Annotated in this window: 22 protein-coding genes and 1 pseudogene; 14 read left to right on the top strand and 9 right to left on the bottom strand. The window is 71.9% G+C overall.

The annotated features are described in order from the left end of the window. Nucleotides 1-19: 19 nt before the first annotated feature. Together RLT58_RS11435 and RLT58_RS11430 are read left to right on the top strand one after the other, a co-directional pair. Nucleotides 20-643 (top strand): annotated as a pseudogene (locus RLT58_RS11435) (MFS transporter); the annotation flags it as partial. Further along, nucleotides 568-1,485: an MFS transporter gene (locus tag RLT58_RS11430; RefSeq protein ID WP_311314481.1), complete on the top strand. Its 918-nt coding sequence runs from the start codon at nucleotides 568-570 to the stop codon at nucleotides 1,483-1,485. The pseudogene RLT58_RS11435 and the gene RLT58_RS11430, both read left to right, overlap by 76 nt. Here the strand turns inward: RLT58_RS11430 and RLT58_RS11425 are convergent. After that, nucleotides 1,473-1,886 carry a MerR family transcriptional regulator gene (locus RLT58_RS11425; RefSeq protein ID WP_311310290.1) on the bottom strand — a complete coding sequence of 138 codons (414 nt, stop codon included), beginning with the start codon at nucleotides 1,884-1,886 and terminating at the stop codon, nucleotides 1,473-1,475. The genes RLT58_RS11430 and RLT58_RS11425 overlap by 13 nt on opposite strands. A gap of 95 nt (nucleotides 1,887-1,981) precedes the next feature. Between RLT58_RS11425 and RLT58_RS11420 the strand changes: the two genes are divergently transcribed. Further along, a complete protein-coding gene (locus tag RLT58_RS11420) occupies nucleotides 1,982-3,031 on the top strand; it encodes an aldo/keto reductase (RefSeq protein ID WP_311310289.1) in 1,050 nt (349 codons plus the stop codon). Nucleotides 3,032-3,144: 113 nt separating this feature from the next. Here RLT58_RS11420 and sodN read toward each other — a convergent pair whose 3' ends face one another. Further along, a complete protein-coding gene (sodN, locus tag RLT58_RS11415; protein WP_136203216.1) occupies nucleotides 3,145-3,540 on the bottom strand; it encodes a superoxide dismutase, Ni in 396 nt (131 codons plus the stop codon). 123 nt (nucleotides 3,541-3,663) lie between these two features. On the opposite strand from sodN, the gene sodX reads away from it, so the two are divergent. Further along, complete coding sequence (sodX, locus tag RLT58_RS11410; protein ID WP_399131333.1) at nucleotides 3,664-4,179, top strand: nickel-type superoxide dismutase maturation protease; 516 nt, start codon at nucleotides 3,664-3,666, stop codon at nucleotides 4,177-4,179. Here the strand turns inward: sodX and RLT58_RS11405 are convergent. Further along, nucleotides 4,083-4,712: a CGNR zinc finger domain-containing protein gene (locus RLT58_RS11405; RefSeq protein WP_311310287.1), complete on the bottom strand. Its 630-nt coding sequence runs from the start codon at nucleotides 4,710-4,712 to the stop codon at nucleotides 4,083-4,085. The genes sodX and RLT58_RS11405 overlap by 97 nt on opposite strands. Before the next feature lie 75 nt (nucleotides 4,713-4,787). On the opposite strand from RLT58_RS11405, the gene RLT58_RS11400 reads away from it, so the two are divergent. From RLT58_RS11400 to RLT58_RS11390, 3 genes are all read left to right on the top strand, one after another. Further along, nucleotides 4,788-5,564: a class I SAM-dependent methyltransferase gene (locus RLT58_RS11400; protein WP_311310286.1), complete on the top strand. Its 777-nt coding sequence runs from the start codon at nucleotides 4,788-4,790 to the stop codon at nucleotides 5,562-5,564. Between the two features lie 148 nt (nucleotides 5,565-5,712). Then, on the top strand, nucleotides 5,713-6,201 hold the full coding sequence (locus tag RLT58_RS11395) for a SigE family RNA polymerase sigma factor (protein WP_311310285.1): 489 nt from the start codon (nucleotides 5,713-5,715) through the stop codon (nucleotides 6,199-6,201). Then, complete coding sequence (locus RLT58_RS11390) at nucleotides 6,198-6,968, top strand: hypothetical protein (protein WP_311310284.1); 771 nt, start codon at nucleotides 6,198-6,200, stop codon at nucleotides 6,966-6,968. The genes RLT58_RS11395 and RLT58_RS11390 overlap by 4 nt, the downstream gene beginning before the upstream one ends. Nucleotides 6,969-7,033: 65 nt before the next feature. On the opposite strand, the gene RLT58_RS11385 is transcribed toward RLT58_RS11390, so the two are convergent. Genes RLT58_RS11385 through RLT58_RS11375 form a run of 3 tightly spaced genes read right to left on the bottom strand, consistent with a single transcriptional unit; the run spans nucleotide 7,034 to nucleotide 9,745 of the window. Beyond that, on the bottom strand, nucleotides 7,034-7,795 hold the full coding sequence (locus tag RLT58_RS11385) for an amino acid ABC transporter ATP-binding protein (protein WP_311310283.1): 762 nt from the start codon (nucleotides 7,793-7,795) through the stop codon (nucleotides 7,034-7,036). Beyond that, nucleotides 7,792-8,748 carry an amino acid ABC transporter permease gene (locus RLT58_RS11380; protein ID WP_311310282.1) on the bottom strand — a complete coding sequence of 319 codons (957 nt, stop codon included), beginning with the start codon at nucleotides 8,746-8,748 and terminating at the stop codon, nucleotides 7,792-7,794. Before RLT58_RS11380 ends, RLT58_RS11385 begins: the two co-directional genes overlap by 4 nt. Nucleotides 8,749-8,776: 28 nt before the next feature. Further along, nucleotides 8,777-9,745, bottom strand: a complete 969-nt coding sequence (locus tag RLT58_RS11375) for an ABC transporter substrate-binding protein (protein WP_311310281.1) — start codon at nucleotides 9,743-9,745, stop codon at nucleotides 8,777-8,779. A gap of 524 nt (nucleotides 9,746-10,269) precedes the next feature. Between RLT58_RS11375 and RLT58_RS11370 the strand changes: the two genes are divergently transcribed. From RLT58_RS11370 to RLT58_RS11355, 4 genes are all read left to right on the top strand, one after another. Continuing rightward, nucleotides 10,270-11,481, top strand: coding sequence for an NAD(P)-dependent malic enzyme (locus RLT58_RS11370; RefSeq protein ID WP_311310280.1), 1,212 nt, complete (start codon nucleotides 10,270-10,272; stop codon nucleotides 11,479-11,481). A 196-nt stretch (nucleotides 11,482-11,677) separates the two neighbouring features. Continuing rightward, entirely contained in the window at nucleotides 11,678-12,649 is a 972-nt protein-coding gene (locus tag RLT58_RS11365) for a zinc-binding dehydrogenase (protein WP_311310279.1), read from the top strand. Nucleotides 12,650-12,680: 31 nt separating this feature from the next. Continuing rightward, nucleotides 12,681-12,890 (top strand): sigma factor-like helix-turn-helix DNA-binding protein, encoded by a 210-nt coding sequence (locus RLT58_RS11360; protein ID WP_254374538.1) that lies wholly within the window; start codon nucleotides 12,681-12,683, stop codon nucleotides 12,888-12,890. Continuing rightward, nucleotides 12,890-13,465, top strand: a complete 576-nt coding sequence (locus tag RLT58_RS11355) for a Clp protease N-terminal domain-containing protein (protein WP_311310278.1) — start codon at nucleotides 12,890-12,892, stop codon at nucleotides 13,463-13,465. The genes RLT58_RS11360 and RLT58_RS11355 overlap by 1 nt, the downstream gene beginning before the upstream one ends. Nucleotides 13,466-13,691: 226 nt before the next feature. On the opposite strand, the gene RLT58_RS11350 is transcribed toward RLT58_RS11355, so the two are convergent. Beyond that, complete coding sequence (locus tag RLT58_RS11350; protein ID WP_311310277.1) at nucleotides 13,692-14,690, bottom strand: PadR family transcriptional regulator; 999 nt, start codon at nucleotides 14,688-14,690, stop codon at nucleotides 13,692-13,694. A 1-nt stretch (nucleotide 14,691) separates the two neighbouring features. After that, complete coding sequence (locus RLT58_RS11345; RefSeq protein ID WP_311310276.1) at nucleotides 14,692-15,549, bottom strand: DUF4097 family beta strand repeat-containing protein; 858 nt, start codon at nucleotides 15,547-15,549, stop codon at nucleotides 14,692-14,694. Between the two features lie 165 nt (nucleotides 15,550-15,714). On the opposite strand from RLT58_RS11345, the gene RLT58_RS11340 reads away from it, so the two are divergent. Then, nucleotides 15,715-16,554, top strand: coding sequence for a hypothetical protein (locus RLT58_RS11340; protein ID WP_311310275.1), 840 nt, complete (start codon nucleotides 15,715-15,717; stop codon nucleotides 16,552-16,554). Between the two features lie 22 nt (nucleotides 16,555-16,576). On the opposite strand, the gene RLT58_RS11335 is transcribed toward RLT58_RS11340, so the two are convergent. Beyond that, the gene (locus RLT58_RS11335) at nucleotides 16,577-16,762 is read right to left on the bottom strand and encodes a DUF6104 family protein (protein WP_010061466.1); all 186 of its coding nucleotides are present in this window, start codon (nucleotides 16,760-16,762) and stop codon (nucleotides 16,577-16,579) included. A gap of 194 nt (nucleotides 16,763-16,956) precedes the next feature. Between RLT58_RS11335 and RLT58_RS11330 the strand changes: the two genes are divergently transcribed. Together RLT58_RS11330 and RLT58_RS11325 are read left to right on the top strand one after the other, a co-directional pair. Further along, nucleotides 16,957-17,565, top strand: a complete 609-nt coding sequence (locus RLT58_RS11330; RefSeq protein WP_311310274.1) for a CU044_2847 family protein — start codon at nucleotides 16,957-16,959, stop codon at nucleotides 17,563-17,565. Then, entirely contained in the window at nucleotides 17,562-19,631 is a 2,070-nt protein-coding gene (locus RLT58_RS11325; protein WP_311310273.1) for a VMAP-C domain-containing protein, read from the top strand. Before RLT58_RS11330 ends, RLT58_RS11325 begins: the two co-directional genes overlap by 4 nt. The last annotated feature ends 25 nt before the right edge of the window (nucleotides 19,632-19,656 follow it).

The raw sequence follows: 19,656 nt of genomic DNA, 5'->3' as shown, positions 1-19,656 counted from the left end.
CTGTCCGAGGAGGCCGACCATGTCCGCGCCCAGCAGCACCCCTTCCCGTACCGCCGGTACCGCCCCCGAACGGCCGCCCGCACCCCGGATGACCGGCCGGCAGAAGACCGTCCTCGCCCTGCTCCTCGGCGCCCAGTTCATGATCGCCGCGGACTTCTCCATCCTGAACGTCGCGCTGCCCGTCGTCGGCGAGGGACTCGGTTTCGCGCTGCGCGACCTCCAGTGGATCGCCACCGCGTTCGCCCTGGCCGCCGCCGGGTTCACGCTCCTGTTCGGCCGGATCGCGGACCTCGTCGGCCGCAAGCGCCTGTTCATCGGAGGCATGGCCGTGCTCGGCCTCTCCTCGGCCCTCGGCGGACTCGCGACCTCCCCCGAGGTCCTGCTCACCGCCCGGGTCCTCCAGGGCCTTGCCACCGCGGCCGTCACCCCGGCCGGACTCGCCCTGCTCACCACGGCCTTCAAGGAGGGACCGCTGCGCGAACGCGCCCTGGGCCTCAACGGCGCCCTGATGTCCGCCGGGTTCACCGCCGGCGCGATCCTCGGCGGACTCCTCACCGACCTGCTCTCCTGGCGCTGGGCCTTCTTCGTCAACGTCCCCGTCGCCGCGCTCGTCGTCGCCCTGGCCCCGTCCGTCGTCACCGACTCGCGCCCGGCCGCGCGCCCCCGGCTCGACGTCCCCGGAGCCGCGACCGTCACCGGCGGCCTCCTGCTCCTGGTCTACGGGCTGACCCAGGCGGGCGCGACCGGCTGGACCACGCCCACCACCCTGGCCGCGCTCCTCGCGGGCCTCGCCTCGCCCTGCTCATCGGCTTCTGGTTCGTCGAGAAGAGGGCGGCCGCGCCGCTCGTCCCCGTACACATCCTCAGGCGGCGCAGCGTCATCTGGGGCAACGCCACCGGGCTGATCGCCTTCGTCACCGAGACCTCGCTGGTCTTCCTGCTGACGCTCTATCTCCAGGAAGTCCTCGGCTACTCGCCGCTCGCCACCGGGCTGGCCTTCGGCGTCCTCGGCATCGGCACGGTGCTCGGCGGCACCCTCGGCGGGCGCGCGGTGGGCCGTTACGGCACCCGCGCGACCATCGTCACCGGCGGCGTCGTCCAGGCGCTCGCCACGCTCTCCCTGGTGGCGCTCGGCACCTCCGGCGGCTGGATCCGGCTCCTGCTCGCCGCCACGTTCGTCGGGGGCGTCGGCAACATGCTGATGATCGTCGGCTTCATGGTCACCGCGACCTCCGGTCTCCCCGACGAGGAACAGGGCCTGGCCACGGGCCTCGCCACCATGACCCAGCAGGTCGGCATCACCCTCGGCATCCCGGTCATGAGCGCCGTCGCCACCGCCCGGATGACCGCGCTCGGCGACACCGGTCCGCAGGGTGTGCTGTCCGGAGTCTCGGTCGCGGTCCTGGTCAACTCCGCGCTGGTCCTGGCCGGGGCGCTGCTCGCCGGTACGTTCCTCGCCCGGCGGCGGACGGATCACCCGGCGTGACACTCGTGAGCGGCGTCGCCGCCCTGGTCGACGAGGTCCTCGTACACCCCGGTCTTGAAGTTGATCAGGTCCAGGGATTCGGTGAGCCCCGCGATCCGGGCGGCGACGCGCGCCTGGTGCTCCCGCATCAGCGCGAGCCGCTCCCGCTCGTTGCCCGCGCCCTCCCTGACGAGTTCGGTGTACCTGCGGAGCACGGGCAGGGGCATGTCGGAGGCGCGCAGGATGATGCAGACGGTCAGCCAGTCCACGTCGTCCTCGCTGTAGACGCGGCGCCCGCCGGCCAGGCGCCGCACGGGGCGGAGGAAGAGCCCCTCGCTCTCGTAGAAGCGCAGTGCGTGGACGCTCAGCCCGGTGCGCTCGGCGACCTGCCCGATGCTCAGACTCGCGGTGATCTCAGCCATGCGGGCCAGCGTAAACGGCGGTTGACCTAGAGCCGGGTCCAGCTCCTAGGGTCCCCCGTGACCGACCCGGTCCACTCGGCAAGGGGCACACCACCATGCGCTATCGCACACTCGGCAGAACCGGCATCGAGGTCAGTACCCACTGCCTCGGGACCATGATGTTCCAGAAGGGCTTCAACTCCGACCACGAGGACTGCGTCCGCATCATCCACGCGGCCCTGGACCGGGGGATCAACTTCGTCGACACCGCCGACATGTACGGCCGGGGCGAGTCGGAGGAGATCGTGGGCAAGGCGCTGCGGGGGCGCCGGGACGACGTCGTCCTCGCCACCAAGGTGCACTTCGCGATGGGCGAGGGCCCCAACTGGGGCGGCAACTCGCGGCGCTGGATCCTCAAGGCGGTCGAGGACAGCCTCCGGCGGCTGGACACCGAGTGGATCGACCTCTACCAGGTCCACTTCCCCGACCACAGCACCGACATCGAGGAGACGCTCGGGGTGCTCACCGACCTCGTGCGCGAAGGCAGGATCCGCGCCTTCGGCTGCTCCAACTACCAGGCCGACGAGATCGTCGAGGCCCACCACGTCTCCGAACGCCGCGCCCTCGGCCGCTTCCGCACCGCCCAGCCGCCCTACTCGGTCCTGGCCCGCGGCATCGAGACCGCACTGCTGCCCGCCTGCGCGCGCCACGGCATGGGGGTCCTGACCTGGAGCCCGCTGGCCTTCGGCTTCCTCACCGGCAAGCACCGCAAGGACCGCCCGGTCGACCTGGACAGCGGCCGCGCCGCGATCCGCCCGGCCTTCTTCGACCCCGCGATCGCCGGCAACGCGGCCAAACTCGACGCCGTGGAACAGCTGATCGACCTGGCCGGGGACATCGGCTGCACCCTCCCGCAACTCGCCGTGGCCTTCACCGTGACCCACCCCGCGGTCACCTCGGCCATCCTCGGCCCGCGCACGCTCCACCAACTGGAGGACCTGCTCTCGGGCGCCGCCCTCACCCTGGACGACGCGGCCCTCGACCGCATCGACGAGATCGTGCCCCCGGGCACGAACCTCTACAACCCGGCCACGGCCCTCCCCCCGAGGTCCCTGACCGAGAAGACGTTGCGCCGCCGCGCGCCGGGGGAGCGGGCGGCGGCCTGAGGGGGCGGGGGGCCGGAACACAAAAGAAGACCGCACCCGGTCCGTCAGGACCGGGTGCGGTCGGATGGGTGGCGTGACCCGTGCACGCACGGGCCGGCCGGGCCCACCGGAGATCAGGCCTTCTTGGTCTCCCAGAAGATCTTGTCGATCTGGGCGATCAGGTCCAGCGCCTTCTGGCCCGTAGCCGGGTCGTTCGAGCCCTTGGCCGCGGAGAGCGCCTTCAGGGTGTCGTTGACCAGCTGGTGCAGCTCCGGGTACTTCTCGAAGTGCGGGGGCTTGAAGTAGTCGCTCCAGAGCACCGAGACGTGGTGCTTCGCGAGCTCGGCGCGCTGCTCCTTGATCAGGATGGCGCGGGTGCGGAAGTCCGCATCCTCGTTGGCCTGGTACTTCTCCTGCACGGCCTTGACGGACTCCGCCTCGATGCGGGCCTGGGCCGGGTCGTACACGCCGCAGGGGAGGTCGCAGTGGGCGCTGACCTTCACCTTGGGGGCAAACAGGCGGGAAAGCATGGAGCTGTCCTTCCTCGTGATCGTCTTCTCAGGTGGGACATTACTCCGTGAGAAGCCTGAATTTGCGGGTGCCCCCAGGGGCTTAGGCCAAAAGTCCGGGGTGAGGATGGGACCAGTGGCCGAATGTACGGAACCCTGGGAGGGACGGTGTACAGGACGGACCGGGGAGGTGCCGGAGAGATGCGGGAGGTGCCGGAGGTGCCGGAGCTGACCGATGAGCAGCCCGCGCGGGGGCTGGCGGCGCGTGTGCCGTTCCAGGTGGTGGAGGTGACGGGGCCCTCGATGGTGCCCACGCTCTACCACGGGGACTGGCTGCTCGTGCAGTACGGGGCGCCGGTGCGCCCCGGTGACGTGGTGATTCTGCGCCATCCGTTCCAGCAGGATCTGCTGGTGGTCAAGCGGGCCGTGGAGCGGCGGGCCGGCGGCTGGTGGGTGCTCGGTGACAACAGCTTCGCCGGCGGTGACAGCACGGACTACGGGACGGTGCCCGAGGAACTGGTGCTCGCCCGGGTACGGGCCCGCTACCGCCCGCTGACGAAGGATCAGCGCTCGGTGCGCGGGGTGGTGGCCTGGGCGTTCTCCGCGCTGCGGCCGGTGTCGGCGGCGCGCTCGGTCTCCAGGCGCTTGCGGGCCCGGTAGGCGGCCACGTTGGCGCGGGTCGCGCAGCGGTCCGAGCAGTAGCGGCGGGACCGGTTCGTCGAGGTGTCGAGGTAGGCGTTGCGGCACGGCGCCGCCTCGCACAGACCGAGCCGGTCCACGCCGTACGAGGTGAGGTGGAAGGCGAGGCCCATCGCCGCGATGGCGGTGTAGCCCGCCGTGGCGTTGGACGGATGGTCGGCCAGGTGCATGTGCCAGTCCGGCTTTCCGTCCGCGTCCCGGAAGTCGTGCCCGGAGATCTGCGGGCTGACCGGGAACTCCAGCAGCAGCGAGTTGAGCAGGTCGACCGCGAGGGTCTCGTCGCCGGTGTCGGCCGCCTCGAAGACGGCGCGCAGCCGCGCCCGTACCGACCGGAAACGTGTCACATCGGCGTCGGTCGCCCGTCGTGCCGCCTGCCCATTGGCGCCGAACAGCTCGCGCACCGCGTCGACCGAGGTGAGGGCGTCCTTGTTGCGGGCCGGCTCCTCGGTGTTGACCAGGCGCACGGCGTAGTCCGAGTAATAGGCCAGTTCCACTTGTAGTCCTTACGGCGTCGGTCTAGGGTCGATGCTGCGATGAAGTAATGGGCTGTTGTGGGTCCAGGGTATTACATGGGAGGGATTCGGGTGACGGAGACAGCGACGGGCGCCGACTGGCGGGCCTGGCAGGAGAGCTGGGACCGGCAGCAGGAGTGGTACATGCCCGACCGTGAGGAGCGCTTCCGGGTCATGCTCGACATGGTCGAGGCCTTCACCGGCCCCGAACCGCGGGTGCTCGACCTCGCGTGCGGTACGGGAAGTATTACGGACCGGCTGCTGCGCCGGTTCCCGAAGGCCACCAGCACCGGCGTCGACCTCGACCCCGCGCTGCTCGCCATCGCCCGGGGCACCTTCGACGGCGACGAGCGGGTCACGTTCGTCACCGCGGACCTCAAGGACCCCGGCTGGACGGCGAAGCTGCCGCACGACACGTACGACGCCGTCCTCACCGCGACCGCCCTGCACTGGCTGCACAGCGAGCCACTCGCCGCGCTCTACGGACAGATCGGCGGTCTGGTCGGGGAGGGCGGGGTGTTCATGAACGCCGACCACATGATCGACACGGACACGCCCCGCATCAACGCCGCCGAACGCGCCCACCGGCACACCGCCATGGACCGGGCCAAGGCCGCCGGCGCCCTGGACTGGGCCGCCTGGTGGGCGCGGGCCGCCGAGGACCCGGTGCTCGCCGGGCCGACCGCCGAGCGGTTCGCGATCTACGGCGAGCACGCGGACGGCGACATGCCGTCGGTGGCGTGGCACGCCGCCACCCTCCGCGCCTCCGGGTTCGCCGAGGCCCGGCCCGTCTGGGCCTCGCCATCGGACAGCCTGGTGCTCGCCGTGAAGTAGGGGAAGCGGGAGCAGGCAAGTCGTAGGAGGGCGGCCGTCGGCCGCCCTCCATTTTTTTCTTCTGCCCCCGCCGCAACCTCCCCCGCCCCCCACCGCACTGGAAGGGTGAGACGGTCCGCGCCCGCGGACCCGGAGAGGGGCGCCGAGGATGCGGAGTGAGGACGAGGCCGCGCTGCACGCCTTCGTCGAGAACAGACGCACCGCGCTGTTCCGCAGCGCGTATCTGCTCTGCGGCGACCGGCACGAGGCCGAGGACCTGGTCCAGGCCACCCTGGTCAAAGTGGTGCTCGGCGGACGGCGGCACGGACGGCTCGACAACATCGAGGCGTACGCACGCAAGACGCTGGTCAACACCTTCATCGCGGCCCGCCGCCGGTTCTGGCGGCGCGAGCAGGCGTACGGCGAACTGCCCGACCGGGCCGTCCACGCGCCGGACACGGACACCGGCCTCGCGGTACGGGCGGCACTCGCCCGGCTCACCGCCCGGCAGCGGGCCGTCCTGGTGCTGCGCTACTGGGAGGACCTGAGCGTCGAGGCCACCGCCCGGCTGCTCGGGATGCGGGAGAACACGGTCAAGAGCCACGCGGCTCGGGGGTTGGCGGCGCTGCGCGCCGAGATGGCGGAGGAACTGGTATGAGCGACGTGCGTGAACTGCTGGGGCGGGCCGCGGAGGACGCGGGCAGCCCCGTGATCAGTACGGAGGCGGTCTACGCCAAGGCGGCCCGGGTGCGGTGGCGGCGCAGGGCGGCGGTGTCGGCGGCCGCGGTCTGCGCGGTCGCGGGGGGCGCGTTCGTCGTGCCGGCGCTCTCCGGGGAACAGCCCTCGCGGACCTCGTCGGTGGCGGCGCCCGCCGAACTCCCCGGCCCCACCGGGCGGGCCGCGCGGCTGGCCGGGCTGCTGCCCCGCGGCGTCGGCTCCATCGAGCAGGTGTCGCTCGCCGTGATCATCAAGCAGGTGACACCCGGGCAGGCGAAGGAACACCTCTACGGCCCGCTGGACGGGCAGTACGCGGTCCGCCGGGACGGCGGGGTCGGCTATCTGACCGTCGGCCTGATGTCAGCGAAGGCGGTGGGCACGAAGCTCGGGGGCAGCCTGCGCGACGAGAACCTCTGCGCGCGGAACAGCGGGGAGCCGCAGCGTGAGGACTGCGTCCGCGAGGAGCTGCCGGACGGACGGGTGCTGACCATCTGGAGCGACGCGATGGACTACGGCGACGGCACCCCGCAGTGGGGACCCCAGCTGACCGCCCGGCTCACCCTGAAGGACGGCGGACTGCTGGCCGTGAACGACAGCACCGGCTTCGAGGCCGCCACCGCGCAGGGTCCGCTGCTCAGGACCCCGCCGCTCACCCGGGCCCAGCTGCGCACGCTGATGCTCAGCCCGGAGCTGGTGCGGGGAAAGTAGGGCGAACGCGCGGGAGGGCGGTACGGGCCACGTGGGTCCGTACCGCCCTCCCGTACGCGCAGGGTCTAGAGGACCTTCGACAGGAACGACTTCGTCCGGTCGTGCTGCGGGTTGCCCAGCACATCGCGCGGGTGGCCCGACTCGACCACCACGCCGTCGTCCATGAAGACCAGCGCATCGCCGACCTCACGGGCGAAGCCCATCTCATGGGTCACGACGATCATCGTCATGCCGTCCTCCGCGAGGCCGCGCATGACGTCGAGGACGTCACCCACCAGCTCCGGGTCGAGCGCCGATGTGGGCTCGTCGAACAGCATCAGCTTCGGCTCCATGGCCAGCGCCCGGGCGATGGCCACCCGCTGCTGCTGTCCGCCGGACAGCTGCGAGGGGTAGTTCTTCGCCTTGTCGCCCAGCCCGACCCGGTCGAGCAGCTTCTCCGCGCGGGCCCGGGCGACCGCCCGGGACTCACGCTTGACCTGCACGGGGGCCTCCATGACGTTCTCGATGGCCGTCATGTGCGGGAACAGGTTGAAGCGCTGGAAGACCATGCCGATGTCCCGGCGCTTCAGGGCGACCTCGCTGTCCTTCAGCTCGTAGAGCTTGTCGCCCTTCTGCCGGTAGCCGACCAGCTCGCCGTCGACGTACAGCCGTCCGGCGTTGATCTGCTCCAGGTGGTTGATGCACCGCAGGAACGTCGACTTGCCGGAACCGGACGGGCCGATCAGGCAGAAGACCTCGCGCGGGGCGACCTCGAGGTCGATGCCCTTGAGGATGTGCGCGGCGCCGAAGGACTTGTGGACGCCCTCGGCCTTCACCATGGCGGTCATGCCATGCCTCCCTTCGGGCGGCCCAGCGACAGCATGTTGGCCTTGATCTTCTGCAGCGGGGTGGGCGGCAGGCTGCGGCTGGAGCCGCGGGCGTAGTACCGCTCCAGGTAGTACTGCCCGACGCTCAGGACCGAGGTCATGATCAGGTACCAGGCCGCGGCGAGGAAGTACATCTCCACCGGGGCCCCGGAGCTCTGCCCGATGTCCTGGGCGTACTTGAACAGCTCGTAGAACTGCACGGCCGCCACCAGCGACGTGGTCTTGAGCATGTTGATGACCTCGTTGCCCGTGGGCGGCACGATCACCCGCATGGCCTGCGGGATCACGACGCGGCGCAGGGTCTTGCCGTGGCTCATGCCCAGCGCGTGCGAGGCCTCCGTCTGGCCCTCGTCGACCGAGAGCAGGCCGGCGCGGCAGATCTCCGCCATGTACGCGGCCTCGTTGAGGCCGAGGCCGAGCAGCGCCGTCAGCAGCGGCGTCATGAAGCTCGACCAGTAGTCCTTGTAGATCGGCCCGAGGTTGATGTACTGGAAGACCAGCCCCAGGTTGAACCACACGAACAGCTGGACCAGGACCGGGGTGCCCCGGAAGAACCAGATGTAGAACCACGCGATCGACGAGGTCACCGGGTTCTTCGACAGGCGCATGACGGCCAGCAGGATGCCGCCGACCACGCCGATGACCATCGACAGGGAGGTCAGCAGCAGAGTCTGGCCGACGCCCTTGATGATGCGGTCGTCGAAGAAGTAGTCCGGGACCGCGCCCCAGTTGATCTTGCCCTGGCTGAAGGCGTAGATGATCGCGACGAGCGCGGCGATGGCGACGACCGCCGAGACGTACCGGCCGTAGTGCCGGACCGGGATGGCCCTGATGGCTTCCGGTCCTGCCGCCGGGGCGGCGGGGGGTGCGGGCGGCTCGTCGGCCGGGCCCGTCTTCTTCTCGATGTCAGTCACGGCTGATGCCTTTCAGCGCCGGATCCGGTCAGGATCCGCCGTTCAGCTTGGCCTCGGTGACCGCACCGGCCTCCACGCCCCACTTGGCGATGATCTTCTCGTACTCGCCGCTCTTGATGATCGCGTCCATGGCCGCCTTGACGGCCTTGGTGAGCTGGTCGTTGCCCTTGGCGACGGCGATGCCGTACGGGGCCGCCTCGACCTGGTCGCCGACGATCTGGAAGTCCTTGCCGCCGCCCGAGGTCTTCACCGCGTACGCGGCGACCGGGAAGTCGGATGAGCCGGCGTCGGCACCGCCGGAGCGCAGCCGGGTCTGGGCCTCCAGGTCGTTGTCGTACGCCTCGATGGCGATCTTCTTGCCGCCCGTACACTTCTTCGACTCGGCCTTGGCCAGGTCGTGCGAGACGGTGTTGCGCTGGACGGCGATCTTCTTGCCGCAGAGGTCGGCCCAGGTCTTGATGCCCTGGTCGTCGCCCTTCTTGGTGTAGATCGAGACGCCGGCGGTGAAGTAGTCGATGAAGTCGACGCCCTCGCCGACCTTCTTCTTCGTCTCCGGGTCGATGCCCTCCTGGCGGTCCTTGGTGTCGGTCATCGCCGACATGGCCAGGTCGTAGCGCTTGGAGCGCAGGCCCGTGATCAGGGTGTCGAAGGTGCCGTTCTCGAACTGGAACTCCACCCCCAGCTCCTTGCCCAGCGCGTCGGCGAGGTCGGGGTCGATCCCGACGGTCTTGCCGGACTTGTCCTTGAACTCGACCGGCGGGTACGCGATGTCCGAGCCGACCTTGATGACGCCCTTGGACTTGATCTCCGCGGGGAGCAGGTCGGCGGGGGAGGTGGTTCCGGTGGAGGCGCCGGCGGTCGTCTTCGCTGCGTCCGGGTCGTTGTTCTTCGTCTGGTCGCCACAGGCGGTCAGCAGCATGGTGCCGGCGACCGCGATGGCGCCGACCGCTGCAATCCGGGACTTAGCGGTCGTACGACGAATGGTGCGTGCGGTCATGATCGGGTTCCTCCGGCAGATGAGGGTGGTGTCGCCAGGCGGGTTGGCACACGGCGTCGGGTGTCGCCGCCTTGTGTGATTACGGCATCTTGCCATTCGGACTAGCCCATTCAGGGGGCCTGTCATGTCAAAATCGGGTAACGGGCGATCCCCGAACCTCTCGAGGCCGGTACATCAAGGCCGGACCTTCTGTGGGGTTTCCTTCTGCCGGCCGGAGATTCTCCGGCGGGTCTCAAGTGATGGACGCTATTCAGTTGTGTGGCTGACTTGTCCAGATATTCGACTATGAGTCACGTCACCGAGCTGATATGGACTCGTCCGTGACCCGGTCCGTCCGGTAAGAAAGACGTTTACACCCCTCATCCGGGGCTCAGGGCGCGTGTGCGGCGCGCCCGCGCGTACGTACCTCACCCCTGCCGGGGCGGGCCAATCGCCCAGTGCGGGGAACGGACGCGGTGCCCGCCCACCCCTCCTCAACCAGGAGTGGCCACCCTCAAACGATGAAGACTTAAGGGGTCAACACCATGGCAGCGGAGATCGTCAATCCTCGCAGCGACAGCAGCACAGACAGCACCACCGACGAGCCGTTCGATCCGGCCTTCGCGCTCCACCGGGGCGGGAAGATGGCCGTGCAGGCCACCGTCCCGATCCGGGACAAGGACGACCTGTCCCTCGCGTACACGCCCGGCGTGGCGAAGGTGTGCAGCGCGATCGCCGAGCACCCCGAGCTCGTCCACGACTACACCTGGAAGTCGCAGGTCGTCGCCGTCGTGACGGACGGCACCGCGGTCCTCGGCCTCGGCGACATCGGCCCCGAGGCGTCCCTCCCGGTGATGGAGGGCAAGGCGATCCTGTTCAAGCAGTTCGGCGGCGTCGACGCCGTGCCGATCGCCCTCGCGACCACCGACGCGGACGAGATCGTCGAGACCGTGGTCCGGCTCGCCCCGTCCTTCGGCGGTGTGAACCTGGAGGACATCTCGGCGCCGCGCTGCTTCGAGATCGAGCGCAAGCTCCAGGAGCGGCTCGACATCCCGGTCTTCCACGACGACCAGCACGGCACCGCCGTGGTCACGCTCGCCGCTCTGCGCAACGCCGCGAAGCTGTCCGGGCGCGAGCTCGGCGATCTGCGGGCCGTGATCTCCGGTGCCGGCGCGGCCGGGGTCGCCATCGCCAAGTTCCTGCTGGCGGCCGGGCTCGGCGATGTCGCGGTCGCCGACCGCAAGGGCATCGTGAGCCGGGACCGCGAGGACCTGACCGAGGTCAAGCGGGAGCTGGCGGAGCTGACGAACAAGGCCGGGATCTCCGGGCCGCTGGACACCGCGCTGGCCGGCGCGGACGTCTTCATCGGCGTGTCCGGCGGTACGGTTCCGGAGCCTGCGGTCGCCTCGATGGCGCCCGGCGCCTTCGTCTTCGCCATGGCCAACCCGAACCCCGAGGTGCACCCCGACATCGCGCACAAGTACGCGGCGGTCGTGGCGACGGGGCGGTCGGACTACCCGAACCAGATCAACAACGTGCTGGCGTTCCCCGGGATCTTCGCCGGGGCGCTCCAGGTGCGGGCGTCGCGGATCACCGAGGGCATGAAGATCGCCGCGGCGAACGCGCTGGCGGACGTGGTGGGCGACGAGCTGGCCGCGGACTACGTGATCCCCTCGCCGTTCGACGAGCGGGTCGCTCCGGCGGTCACGGCGGCCGTCGCGGCGGCGGCGCGGGCGGAGGGTGTGGCCCGGCGGTGATGTGAGGGGGCGCGGGGGTCCGGGCTGAGCCTTTCGGGGGCGCTGCCCCCCCCGGGCCCCTTTGCGGGGGCGCCGCCCCCGCACCCCCACTCCTCGGTCGCCGGAGGGGCTCGATTCCGTCCGTCCGGTCACGCGCGGTGTGGGTCACACCCGCAGACGGTTACGCGAGCGCGGGGCGCGCCCTATCGTCGGGCCCATGTTCGCCGCCTACGCATCCCGCCTCGACCGCGACCACCCCCTCAACGGCCTGGAGCTGGGCGAACGCCCCGCTCCCGGTGCGCGACCGGGCTGGACCACCGTCAACGTCCGGGCCGCCTCCCTCAACCACCACGACCTCTGGTCGCTCCGCGGCGTCGGTCTCGCCGAGGACAAGCTGCCGATGATCCTCGGCTGCGACGCCGCCGGGACCGACCAGGACGGCAACGAGGTCGTCCTGCACTCCGTCATCGGCCAGACCGGGCACGGCGTCGGGCCGGACGAGCCCCGGTCCATCCTCACCGAGCGCTATCAGGGCACCTTCGCCGAACAGGTCACCGTGCCCAGCTGGAACGTGCTGCCCAAGCCGAAGGAGCTCACCTTCGAGCAGGCCGCCTGTCTGCCCACCGCCTGGCTGACCGCGTACCGCATGCTCTTCACCAACGCCGGGGTGCGGCCCGGGGACTCCGTGCTCGTCCAGGGCGCCGGCGGCGGGGTCGCGACCGCCGCGATCGTGCTCGGCCGGGCCGCCGGGCTGCGGGTCTACGCCACCAGCCGCGACGAGGCCAAGCGCAGGCGGGCCGTCGAACTCGGCGCCGTCGAGGCGTTCGAGGCCGGGGCCCGGCTGCCGCACCGGGTCGACGCCGTCATCGAGACGGTCGGCGCCGCCACCTGGTCGCACTCGGTCAAGTCCCTGCGCCCCGGCGGCACGCTGGTCATCTCCGGTGCCACCAGCGGCGACCGGCCCTCGCACGCCGAGCTGACCCGGATCTTCTTCCTGGAGCTGAAGGTCGTCGGCTCGACCATGGGCTCCAAGGACGAGCTGGAGGATCTGCTCGCCTTCTGCGCGACCACCGGGGTGCGGCCCGTCATCGACGAGGTACTGCCGCTGGACCGGGCCCGCGAGGGGTTCGAACGGCTCGCCAAGGGCGACCAGTTCGGGAAGATCGTGCTCACTGTCAACCAGGGTTGACGCCATCGGGGTGTCAATGTACGTTGACACCATGACCGAAGCAACGGATCTCGCCGAGCGCGCCGGCGACCGCGACCCCCGGGTGGGGCTGCGGGCGGTCGCCGCGCTGCGGCGGCTGCTGGAGCAGCTCGAAGCCGTACAAGTCAGAAGCGCCCGTGTTCAGGGCTGGTCGTGGCAGGAGATCGCGGCCGAACTGGGTGTCAGCCGGCAGGCCGTGCACAAGAAGTACGGGAGGCATTGATGTTCGAGCGATTCACCAGAGGTGCCCGCGCCACCGTGACCGGTGCCGTGGAGCACGCGGAGCGGACCGGGGCCGGCCACGTCACCGAGGAGCATCTGCTGCTCGCCCTGCTGGACCAGGAGGGCGGCCGGGTGCCGTTCGCCCTGGCCGCGCTGGGGATCACCGACCGCAGGGCGTCCGTGGCGGCCGCGCTGGCCGAGGCGCGCAGGCGCGGCGGCATGACCAGGGCGGACGCCGACGCGCTCGCGGACATCGGCATCGACCTCACCGCGATCGTCTCCCGGATCGAGGAGGCGCACGGCGAGGGCGCCCTGGTGGGCGACCGCGGTGGCCGGCGCCGACGGGTCGGGGGCCCCGGATTCACGCGGGAGGCGAAGAAGGCCCTGGAGAAGTCGTTGCGGATCGCGCTGGGCCGCGGCGACCGCTTCATCGGCGAGGAACACCTCCTGCTCGCCCTCACCGCGGTCCCCGGGGTCGTCGCGGATGTCCTCGCCGAGCACGGCGCGACCTGCGCGACGGTCGAGCGCGCCCTGTACGGGGAGGGCGGCGCGGGCCGGGAGCGCAAGGCGGGCTGAACGCCGAGCGGCCCGGGGGGCACTCCCCGGGCCGCATGCGCGAGACCGCCCCCAGGGTGTGTCGTCGAACCGGCGTCTGCCGGGCGACGCCATGCACGCACTCTCGCCGCACCGGCCCCGGACCCCGGTACGTCCAGTACAGGGGTCCGGGGCCGGCACGCCGAGAGCACTCACCTGACGCCGCCCGGCCGCCCTCCGGGCGACGACGCCAGTTCGACGACACGCCCTAGCGTGCGTCGTCCCCGCGCAGCAGCGCGCCGATGTGGGCCGCCGCCGTCGCCAGATGACGGCGGGCCTCCGCGAGCTGCTCCTCCGTCACCCCCCGGTCCCTGGCCGCGTCGCGGATGTCGTCGCGGAACCGGTCGAGCAGCCGGTCCAGATCGCGCGCCGGGTCACCGGTGCCACCCGCGTCCTTGCCCCACTCCGGGTCGGCGTCCGCGGCGTCCGGCTTGATGTACGGCGCCCAGCTTCCGGTACGGGCGAAGCCTCCCAGCTGGCCCGTGATCTCGGCGAGCCCCTCCCGTACGCCGGTCGGCCAGTCGCCCCGGGCGAAGTGCTCCTGGACCTGGCGGGCGGCGTTCTGCATCTGCTCGCGCGCCCGCTCCTGGGCCTCCTTGGCCTGGCGGCGGGCCTGCTGCGCCTCCTCACGGGCGCGGCGGGACTCGTCCTTCGCGCGCCGGGCCTGCTCCTTCCACTCCTGCTTGGCCTTGCGCAGCTCCTCCTTCGCGGTGCGCCACGCCTCCTTGTCGCCCAGATCGCCCAGGTCGCCGAAGTCGCCGAGCCCGCCGAAGGGGGACTCCTTGCCGGCCTTGGCGCGAGAGCCGGGCGCGCCGGTGTGGCGGGACTCGTCGGCCGCGGCGCGCATCTCGCTGCGCAGCTTGCCCGCCGCGCCGCGCACGTCGTCGCGCATCTCGGCGGCCAGCTCGGAGACCGACTCCCTGATCTCCAGCTCCAGATCGGCCAGCTCGCCGGTGCGCCCGGCCAGCTCGTCGCGGCCGGCGTCGGTGATCGAGTAGACCTTGCGGCCGCCCTCGGTGGCATGGGTGACCAGCCCCTCGGCCTCCAGCTTGGCCAGCCGGGGATAGACCGTGCCGGCCGAGGGGGCGTACAGGCCCTGGAAGCGCTCCTCCAGCAGCCGGATCACCTCGTAGCCGTGGCGGGGGGCCTCGTCGAGCAGCTTCAGGAGGTAGAGGCGCAGGCGGCCGTGGGCGAATACGGGGGGCATGTCAGAGCACCTTTCCGGTCGGCTCGGCGTCGTGCGGTTCGTCCTCGGCGGCCGGGCGGCGCAGCAGCGCGATCGCTCCCGAGACCGTCGTCGCCCGCAGGGTCCCGGTGCCGGAACCCAGGGTGCCGGTGATCTTCTTCGCCCCCCACTGGCCGCTGACCCGCAGGTCCTCGAAGCCGTTGGAGACGGAGCCGCTCGTGGTGTTCGCCTCGACCCTCGCGTCGGCCGGGTGGGGGAGGCGGATGGCGATCTCGCCGGAGACCGTCACCAGCCGGACGTCGGTGGGCTTCCCCGCCGGGTCCAGGTCGAGCACCATGTCGCCGCTGACCGACTCGGCCTTCACCGACGGACCCGCGCCCTCGACCACCGTCAGATCGCCGGAGACCGAGTGGAAGCGCAGCTCGCCGGTGACGGACTGGGCCTCCACATTGCCGGAGACGGTCTCCGCGCCGACCGGACCGGAGAGGCCGGCGAGCGTGGTGTCGCCGGTGACGCCGCGCACGTCCGTACGGCCGCGGATGCCGGAGACGAAGGCCCCGGCGCCGACCACCCCGACCTCGACCGCCGAGCCGGCCGGGACGGCGAGCGAGACGTCCGCGCGCCGCTGCCAGCCCTTGCGGTCGAGCCACTTCAGAAGGTTCTGCCAGGCCAGGTCCTCGTACGCGACGGTGAGGACGCCGTCCTCCTGCGTCACGACCAGTGGCGGTCCCTCGATCCCGGACACCTCCAGCCGGGCGACCGGCTCGTCGGTGCCGACGACATTGACCGTGCCGTTGACGATGCGCACGTTGAGCGCCGTCACCGGTTCGTCGAAGGTCAGCTTCCGAGGCTCGGCGATGGCCCACGTCGACACAGGCATGGATCTGACCTCCCGGGGAGCGCGGATGACGCAACATATCGCGTCTCTTGGAGAACACGATATATCGCGGATCGTGGAAGTCAAGGCGGGTCACCCGGCGGGCGAAGGGGTGCCCGACCGGATCAAACGCATCAAATGCGGATGATCTGCCCTACGGTGTGAGTCATGGACGCGACATCACCCGTGGGTGCACTCCTGCTGTGCCGGGCCGAACCGAAGGCGGTGCGCCCGGTCGCCCAACTGCTGCGCGAAACGCTGCTGCTCGCGCCCGCCGGGGACGGCTGGAGCGTCCTCGTACCCGAGGGCCGGCCCTGGCGGGACGGGCGGCCCGGGCAGGCGGAGGGCGCCGAGCCCGTCGACCGGGTGCTGGGCGGCTGGGCCACCGCGCTCGCGGTCGGCTCCACCTGGCCGGTGCTCGCGCTGTGGTGGGACGGCGACCGGGCCGGATACACCCTCGCCTCGGGGTTCCGCCGCCCGGTCGGCTACGTCTGGCTGGCGGACGGCACCCCGGCGGGGGAGGACGAGGCGATGCGTACGTTCGCCGAGCGGCTCGGCCTCGACCCCGTGCTCGACGTCCAGTCGCTGGAGGCCCTGACCCGGCCCGAGCCGGAGACGGACGCCCGGGCCCGGCTGCGCGGGCTGCTCGCCGTGCTCACCCGCACCGGGCTGACGCTCCCGGACGGGCTCGACCCCGGTGAGCCCGCCGCCCGGCTGACCGAGGGGGCCGCCGCGCGCCCGGACGCCGGACGCGTGGAGTGGACCGGCTGGCGCGACGCCGTCGAGGCCGAACTCGGCGTGGTCGAGGACAGCCGCGTCGGGCCGTGGATGCGGGGCCCCCGGGCCCGCGCCCTGGCCGGTGCCCAGCTGGCCGCCGGACTTCCGCTCCTCCTGTGGGGAGCGGGCCGGCGCAGCGGAGGCTGGGCCGCCGCCGGGGCGCTGCTGATGGTGCACGGGGCGCTCGGCCTCGCGTACGACCGGATGCGGGACGGCGCACCCGGCGGCTGACGCGGGCCGGGAAGTGCCGGGACTACTCGTCCTCGTCGTCCTCGTCGTCCAGCCGGGCCAGCCAGGTGGCGAGGCGCTCGACCGGCACCTCGAAGTCGGGGTTCAGGTCGACGAACGTGCGCAGCTGCTCGGCGAGCCACTCGAAGGTGACCTCTTCCTCGCCTCGCCGCTTCTCCAGTTCCTCGATACCGCGGTCGGTGAAGTACATGGCCCGAGTTTATCGCCTGGTGACAGCCCTGCGACGGCCCCCCTGGGGCCCTCCCGGGACCTCCCCGGGGCCGGTGGGCGGCCCTCGGCGGGCCCCAGAACCGGTCCGGCGCGCCCCCGCGTCCTCGCTCATGTACCCCGCACCGGCCGTCTACGGCCGTTAATCTGCGGGTACTTGGGGAAACGGGGGGTGTCATGGGTGACAGTGAGGCCCGTATTACGCGCATTGAGATGCCGGACGGCACACCGGTCTGGGCGAGGATCTCCGGGGCCGAGGAGCTGGCGCGACCGGAGCCCGGCGCCGGACCGACGTACACGGACACCGGGTTCGGCGATCTGACCGACCGGGTGCAGGCGCGGGTGGAGAGCCTGCAGTCCGTGGTGACCAGCGTCGCGCGCTCGCTCGCCGTGCCGCTGCGCGCCGTGCGGCCGGACGAGGTGAGCGTCGAGTTCGGGATCGAGCTCACCGCCAAGTCCGGCAAGGTCGTCGGGCTGCTCGCGGACGGCGAGGCGAAGGGCGCCATCAAGATCACGCTCACCTGGAACGGGGAGGGCCCGCCCGTCGACCCGCCCGCGCCGACGCCCGTGCCCGTACCCGCGCAGGCGCCCGCGCCTCCCGTGCAGCCGCCCCCGGTCCCGTTCGCGCCCCCGGGTCCGCCGCCTCCCGCGCCGGCGCCCGCCCCGGCCCCCGCGCCCCCCTCGCCGGCCGGGGGCGCACCCGGCGGCCCTCCGTCCGCCGGGGCATCCCCCGGCGCACCGGCACACCCGGACGGTGCGGACGACACCGACGGCGGCGGGGCATGACCTCCGATGCCGAGGGGGGCGCAGAGGGCGGGCTCGGTCCCGCCCAGGCTGCCCTCATCGACCTCGTGCAGGACGCCACCGTGCGCATCCATCGCCCGCCGTCCGGGTATGCCCAGGACGGGCCGGGAGGGGACTTCCTGGGAAGCGGCTTCTTCGTCGCACCCAGCTGGGTCCTCACGTGTGCGCACGTGGCGACGAGGGGGGAGGGGGGCATGGTGAGCGTGTGGTTCAAGGAGGACCGCTACAGCACCGAACTGACCGAGGTGCCCGGCAAGGTCGTCGCCGCGATGCCCGACACCCGGCCGCCGGGAGCGGGCGGCTGGCCCGCCCCCGACCTGGCCCTCATCCAGCTCCAGCGGCCCGTCGACCACACCTGTGTCTATGTGACCGAGCGGTCCGACGCGATGCTCCGCAGCCGGGAGATCCACTGCGTGGGCTGGGCGCCCGGGCAGGGCGGGGGACTGCAGAACCGCAGCGGTGTCTGCGTGGTGAAGGGCGCCTACGGGGCCTCCGGTGACGCCGAGCAGGTGGTCAGGCTCGACGGAGACTGGGTCGAACTGGGCATGTCCGGCGGCCCGTTGGTCGACCTCGTCCGGGGGGAGGTGGTCGGGGTGATCAAGTCACGGCTCGACGGCCACCAGGGCGGCACGGCCGTGGGGATCGAGCGGCTGCGCACCCTGAAGGTGCCGTCCACCCCCGTCGAGGCCGAGACCGACGACATCTACCAGTCCGTCTTCCACGCCCACGACCGCTACCACGCGGACCGGCACAACAGCTCGGCCGGTGCCGAGCGGACCTGGACCGATGCCCAGAGCGAACTGCCGGTCCCGCCCGGCGGCATCCTCGGCCCCCGGCTGCGGGTGGATCTGCTGGGCCGGCTCGCCGAGCTCACCCCGCCGGCCAGCACCCGCAGCCTGCTCGTCCTGCTCGACACCCTGCCCGGGGTCTACTCCCGCGACCACCGGCCGGCCCCGCGCGGCTGGCGCGACGGGCTGGGCGCCCTGTACGACACCCGCGCCCGCGACCGCGAGGCCCGGTTCGAACTGATCGTGCGCTACTGCATGGGCGTCCTCGCGGCCGACCGCCCCTGCGGACAGCTGTCCGTCCGGAACGCCAAGGCGCTCTGGGGCTGGGTGAAGCGCATCGCCGAGGCCGAACTGCCCCGGGACCTGCGCCGCCGGCTCGACCTGGAGTGGGCCGACATCCGGCCGCGCCTGGAGCAGAACCGGCAGCAGGCAGCCCTGGCCCCGGCGGGCGAACCCGTCCTGTACGGCGCACGCGACTGTGTCGTGCTCCATGTCGACCTCCAGGGCTGGGCCCGCGACCAGTACGACTGGCGGGTCGCCGTCAACCGGCAGGCCGCCGAGGCCGAACCCGTCGACGAGGACAGCCGGGGCGCCCCGCTCGGCACCGTGCCCGACCGGCTCGCCGCCGCGCTCACCGAGGCGTTCCGGCGGTGCGACGAGCCGGGCAGCCCGGCCATGCTCCAGGTCGTCGTGGCCCCCGCGCTGTTCGGGCTGCCGGTCGACGACTGGGTGCTCCCCTCGGACGGGCAGCGCCTCGGAGCCGTACGCCCGGTCGTCCTGCGGACCTCGTACGAGGGTGCGGCCGAGGAGCGCCCGGCCCGCTGGGACGCCGGTCTGGAGCCGGGCATAAGGGCCGAAGTCGTCGACTGCGAGGACGATTTGCGGGTACGTGTACCGGAAGTGACGCGGCTGAGCACCCTCGCCCGGGAAACCGTTCCGGTCCTCTGCCGCCACGGCAGCCGGCCGGACTCCGACATCACGGCCGGGGTGGTGCGGCTGCTCGACACCGGCTTCGGCGTGGCCCTGCTCCAGCGGCGGGCGGCGGAGGCCGACCCGGTCTGCCGGGAGTTCCACCGGCGCGTGGCCGAGGCCGTCGCGGACGCCCGTACCCATGACCGGCTCCCGTGGAAGATCCACCAATTGAGAAGAGGGGTGAGCGCGGGACGTACGGAGATGTACTGGTCCGCGGGCGCGGCCCTCTATTTCGACGATCCGCACCATCCGCTGCCGGACCCCGGCTACTTCCTGGAGGCGCCGTGACCCGTGGAACACATCGCTCCGATGG

This window comes from Streptomyces sp. ITFR-16 (genome assembly GCF_031844705.1).
GTDB lineage: Bacteria > Actinomycetota > Actinomycetes > Streptomycetales > Streptomycetaceae > Streptomyces.
This window is presented reverse-complemented; position numbering and strand designations above follow the sequence as displayed.

What these genes read in the sequence shown, in the direction of transcription:
- RLT58_RS11325 (WP_311310273.1), top strand. Translation starts at nt 17,562, where the DNA reads ATGACCTCCGATGCCGAGGGGGGCGCAGAGGGCGGGCTCGGTCCCGCC.
- sodN (WP_136203216.1), bottom strand. Translation starts at nt 3,540, where the DNA reads ATGCTTTCCCGCCTGTTTGCCCCCAAGGTGAAGGTCAGCGCCCACTGC.
- sodX (WP_399131333.1), top strand. Translation starts at nt 3,664, where the DNA reads ATGTACGGAACCCTGGGAGGGACGGTGTACAGGACGGACCGGGGAGGT.
- RLT58_RS11400 (WP_311310286.1), top strand. Translation starts at nt 4,788, where the DNA reads ATGGGAGGGATTCGGGTGACGGAGACAGCGACGGGCGCCGACTGGCGG.
- RLT58_RS11420 (WP_311310289.1), top strand. Translation starts at nt 1,982, where the DNA reads ATGCGCTATCGCACACTCGGCAGAACCGGCATCGAGGTCAGTACCCAC.
- RLT58_RS11355 (WP_311310278.1), top strand. Translation starts at nt 12,890, where the DNA reads ATGTTCGAGCGATTCACCAGAGGTGCCCGCGCCACCGTGACCGGTGCC.
- RLT58_RS11375 (WP_311310281.1), bottom strand. Translation starts at nt 9,745, where the DNA reads ATGACCGCACGCACCATTCGTCGTACGACCGCTAAGTCCCGGATTGCA.
- RLT58_RS11360 (WP_254374538.1), top strand. Translation starts at nt 12,681, where the DNA reads ATGACCGAAGCAACGGATCTCGCCGAGCGCGCCGGCGACCGCGACCCC.
- RLT58_RS11385 (WP_311310283.1), bottom strand. Translation starts at nt 7,795, where the DNA reads ATGACCGCCATGGTGAAGGCCGAGGGCGTCCACAAGTCCTTCGGCGCC.
- RLT58_RS11335 (WP_010061466.1), bottom strand. Translation starts at nt 16,762, where the DNA reads ATGTACTTCACCGACCGCGGTATCGAGGAACTGGAGAAGCGGCGAGGC.
- RLT58_RS11425 (WP_311310290.1), bottom strand. Translation starts at nt 1,886, where the DNA reads ATGGCTGAGATCACCGCGAGTCTGAGCATCGGGCAGGTCGCCGAGCGC.
- RLT58_RS11350 (WP_311310277.1), bottom strand. Translation starts at nt 14,690, where the DNA reads ATGCCCCCCGTATTCGCCCACGGCCGCCTGCGCCTCTACCTCCTGAAG.
- RLT58_RS11345 (WP_311310276.1), bottom strand. Translation starts at nt 15,549, where the DNA reads ATGCCTGTGTCGACGTGGGCCATCGCCGAGCCTCGGAAGCTGACCTTC.
- RLT58_RS11330 (WP_311310274.1), top strand. Translation starts at nt 16,957, where the DNA reads ATGGGTGACAGTGAGGCCCGTATTACGCGCATTGAGATGCCGGACGGC.
- RLT58_RS11395 (WP_311310285.1), top strand. Translation starts at nt 5,713, where the DNA reads ATGCGGAGTGAGGACGAGGCCGCGCTGCACGCCTTCGTCGAGAACAGA.
- RLT58_RS11365 (WP_311310279.1), top strand. Translation starts at nt 11,678, where the DNA reads ATGTTCGCCGCCTACGCATCCCGCCTCGACCGCGACCACCCCCTCAAC.
- RLT58_RS11340 (WP_311310275.1), top strand. Translation starts at nt 15,715, where the DNA reads ATGGACGCGACATCACCCGTGGGTGCACTCCTGCTGTGCCGGGCCGAA.
- RLT58_RS11390 (WP_311310284.1), top strand. Translation starts at nt 6,198, where the DNA reads ATGAGCGACGTGCGTGAACTGCTGGGGCGGGCCGCGGAGGACGCGGGC.
- RLT58_RS11370 (WP_311310280.1), top strand. Translation starts at nt 10,270, where the DNA reads ATGGCAGCGGAGATCGTCAATCCTCGCAGCGACAGCAGCACAGACAGC.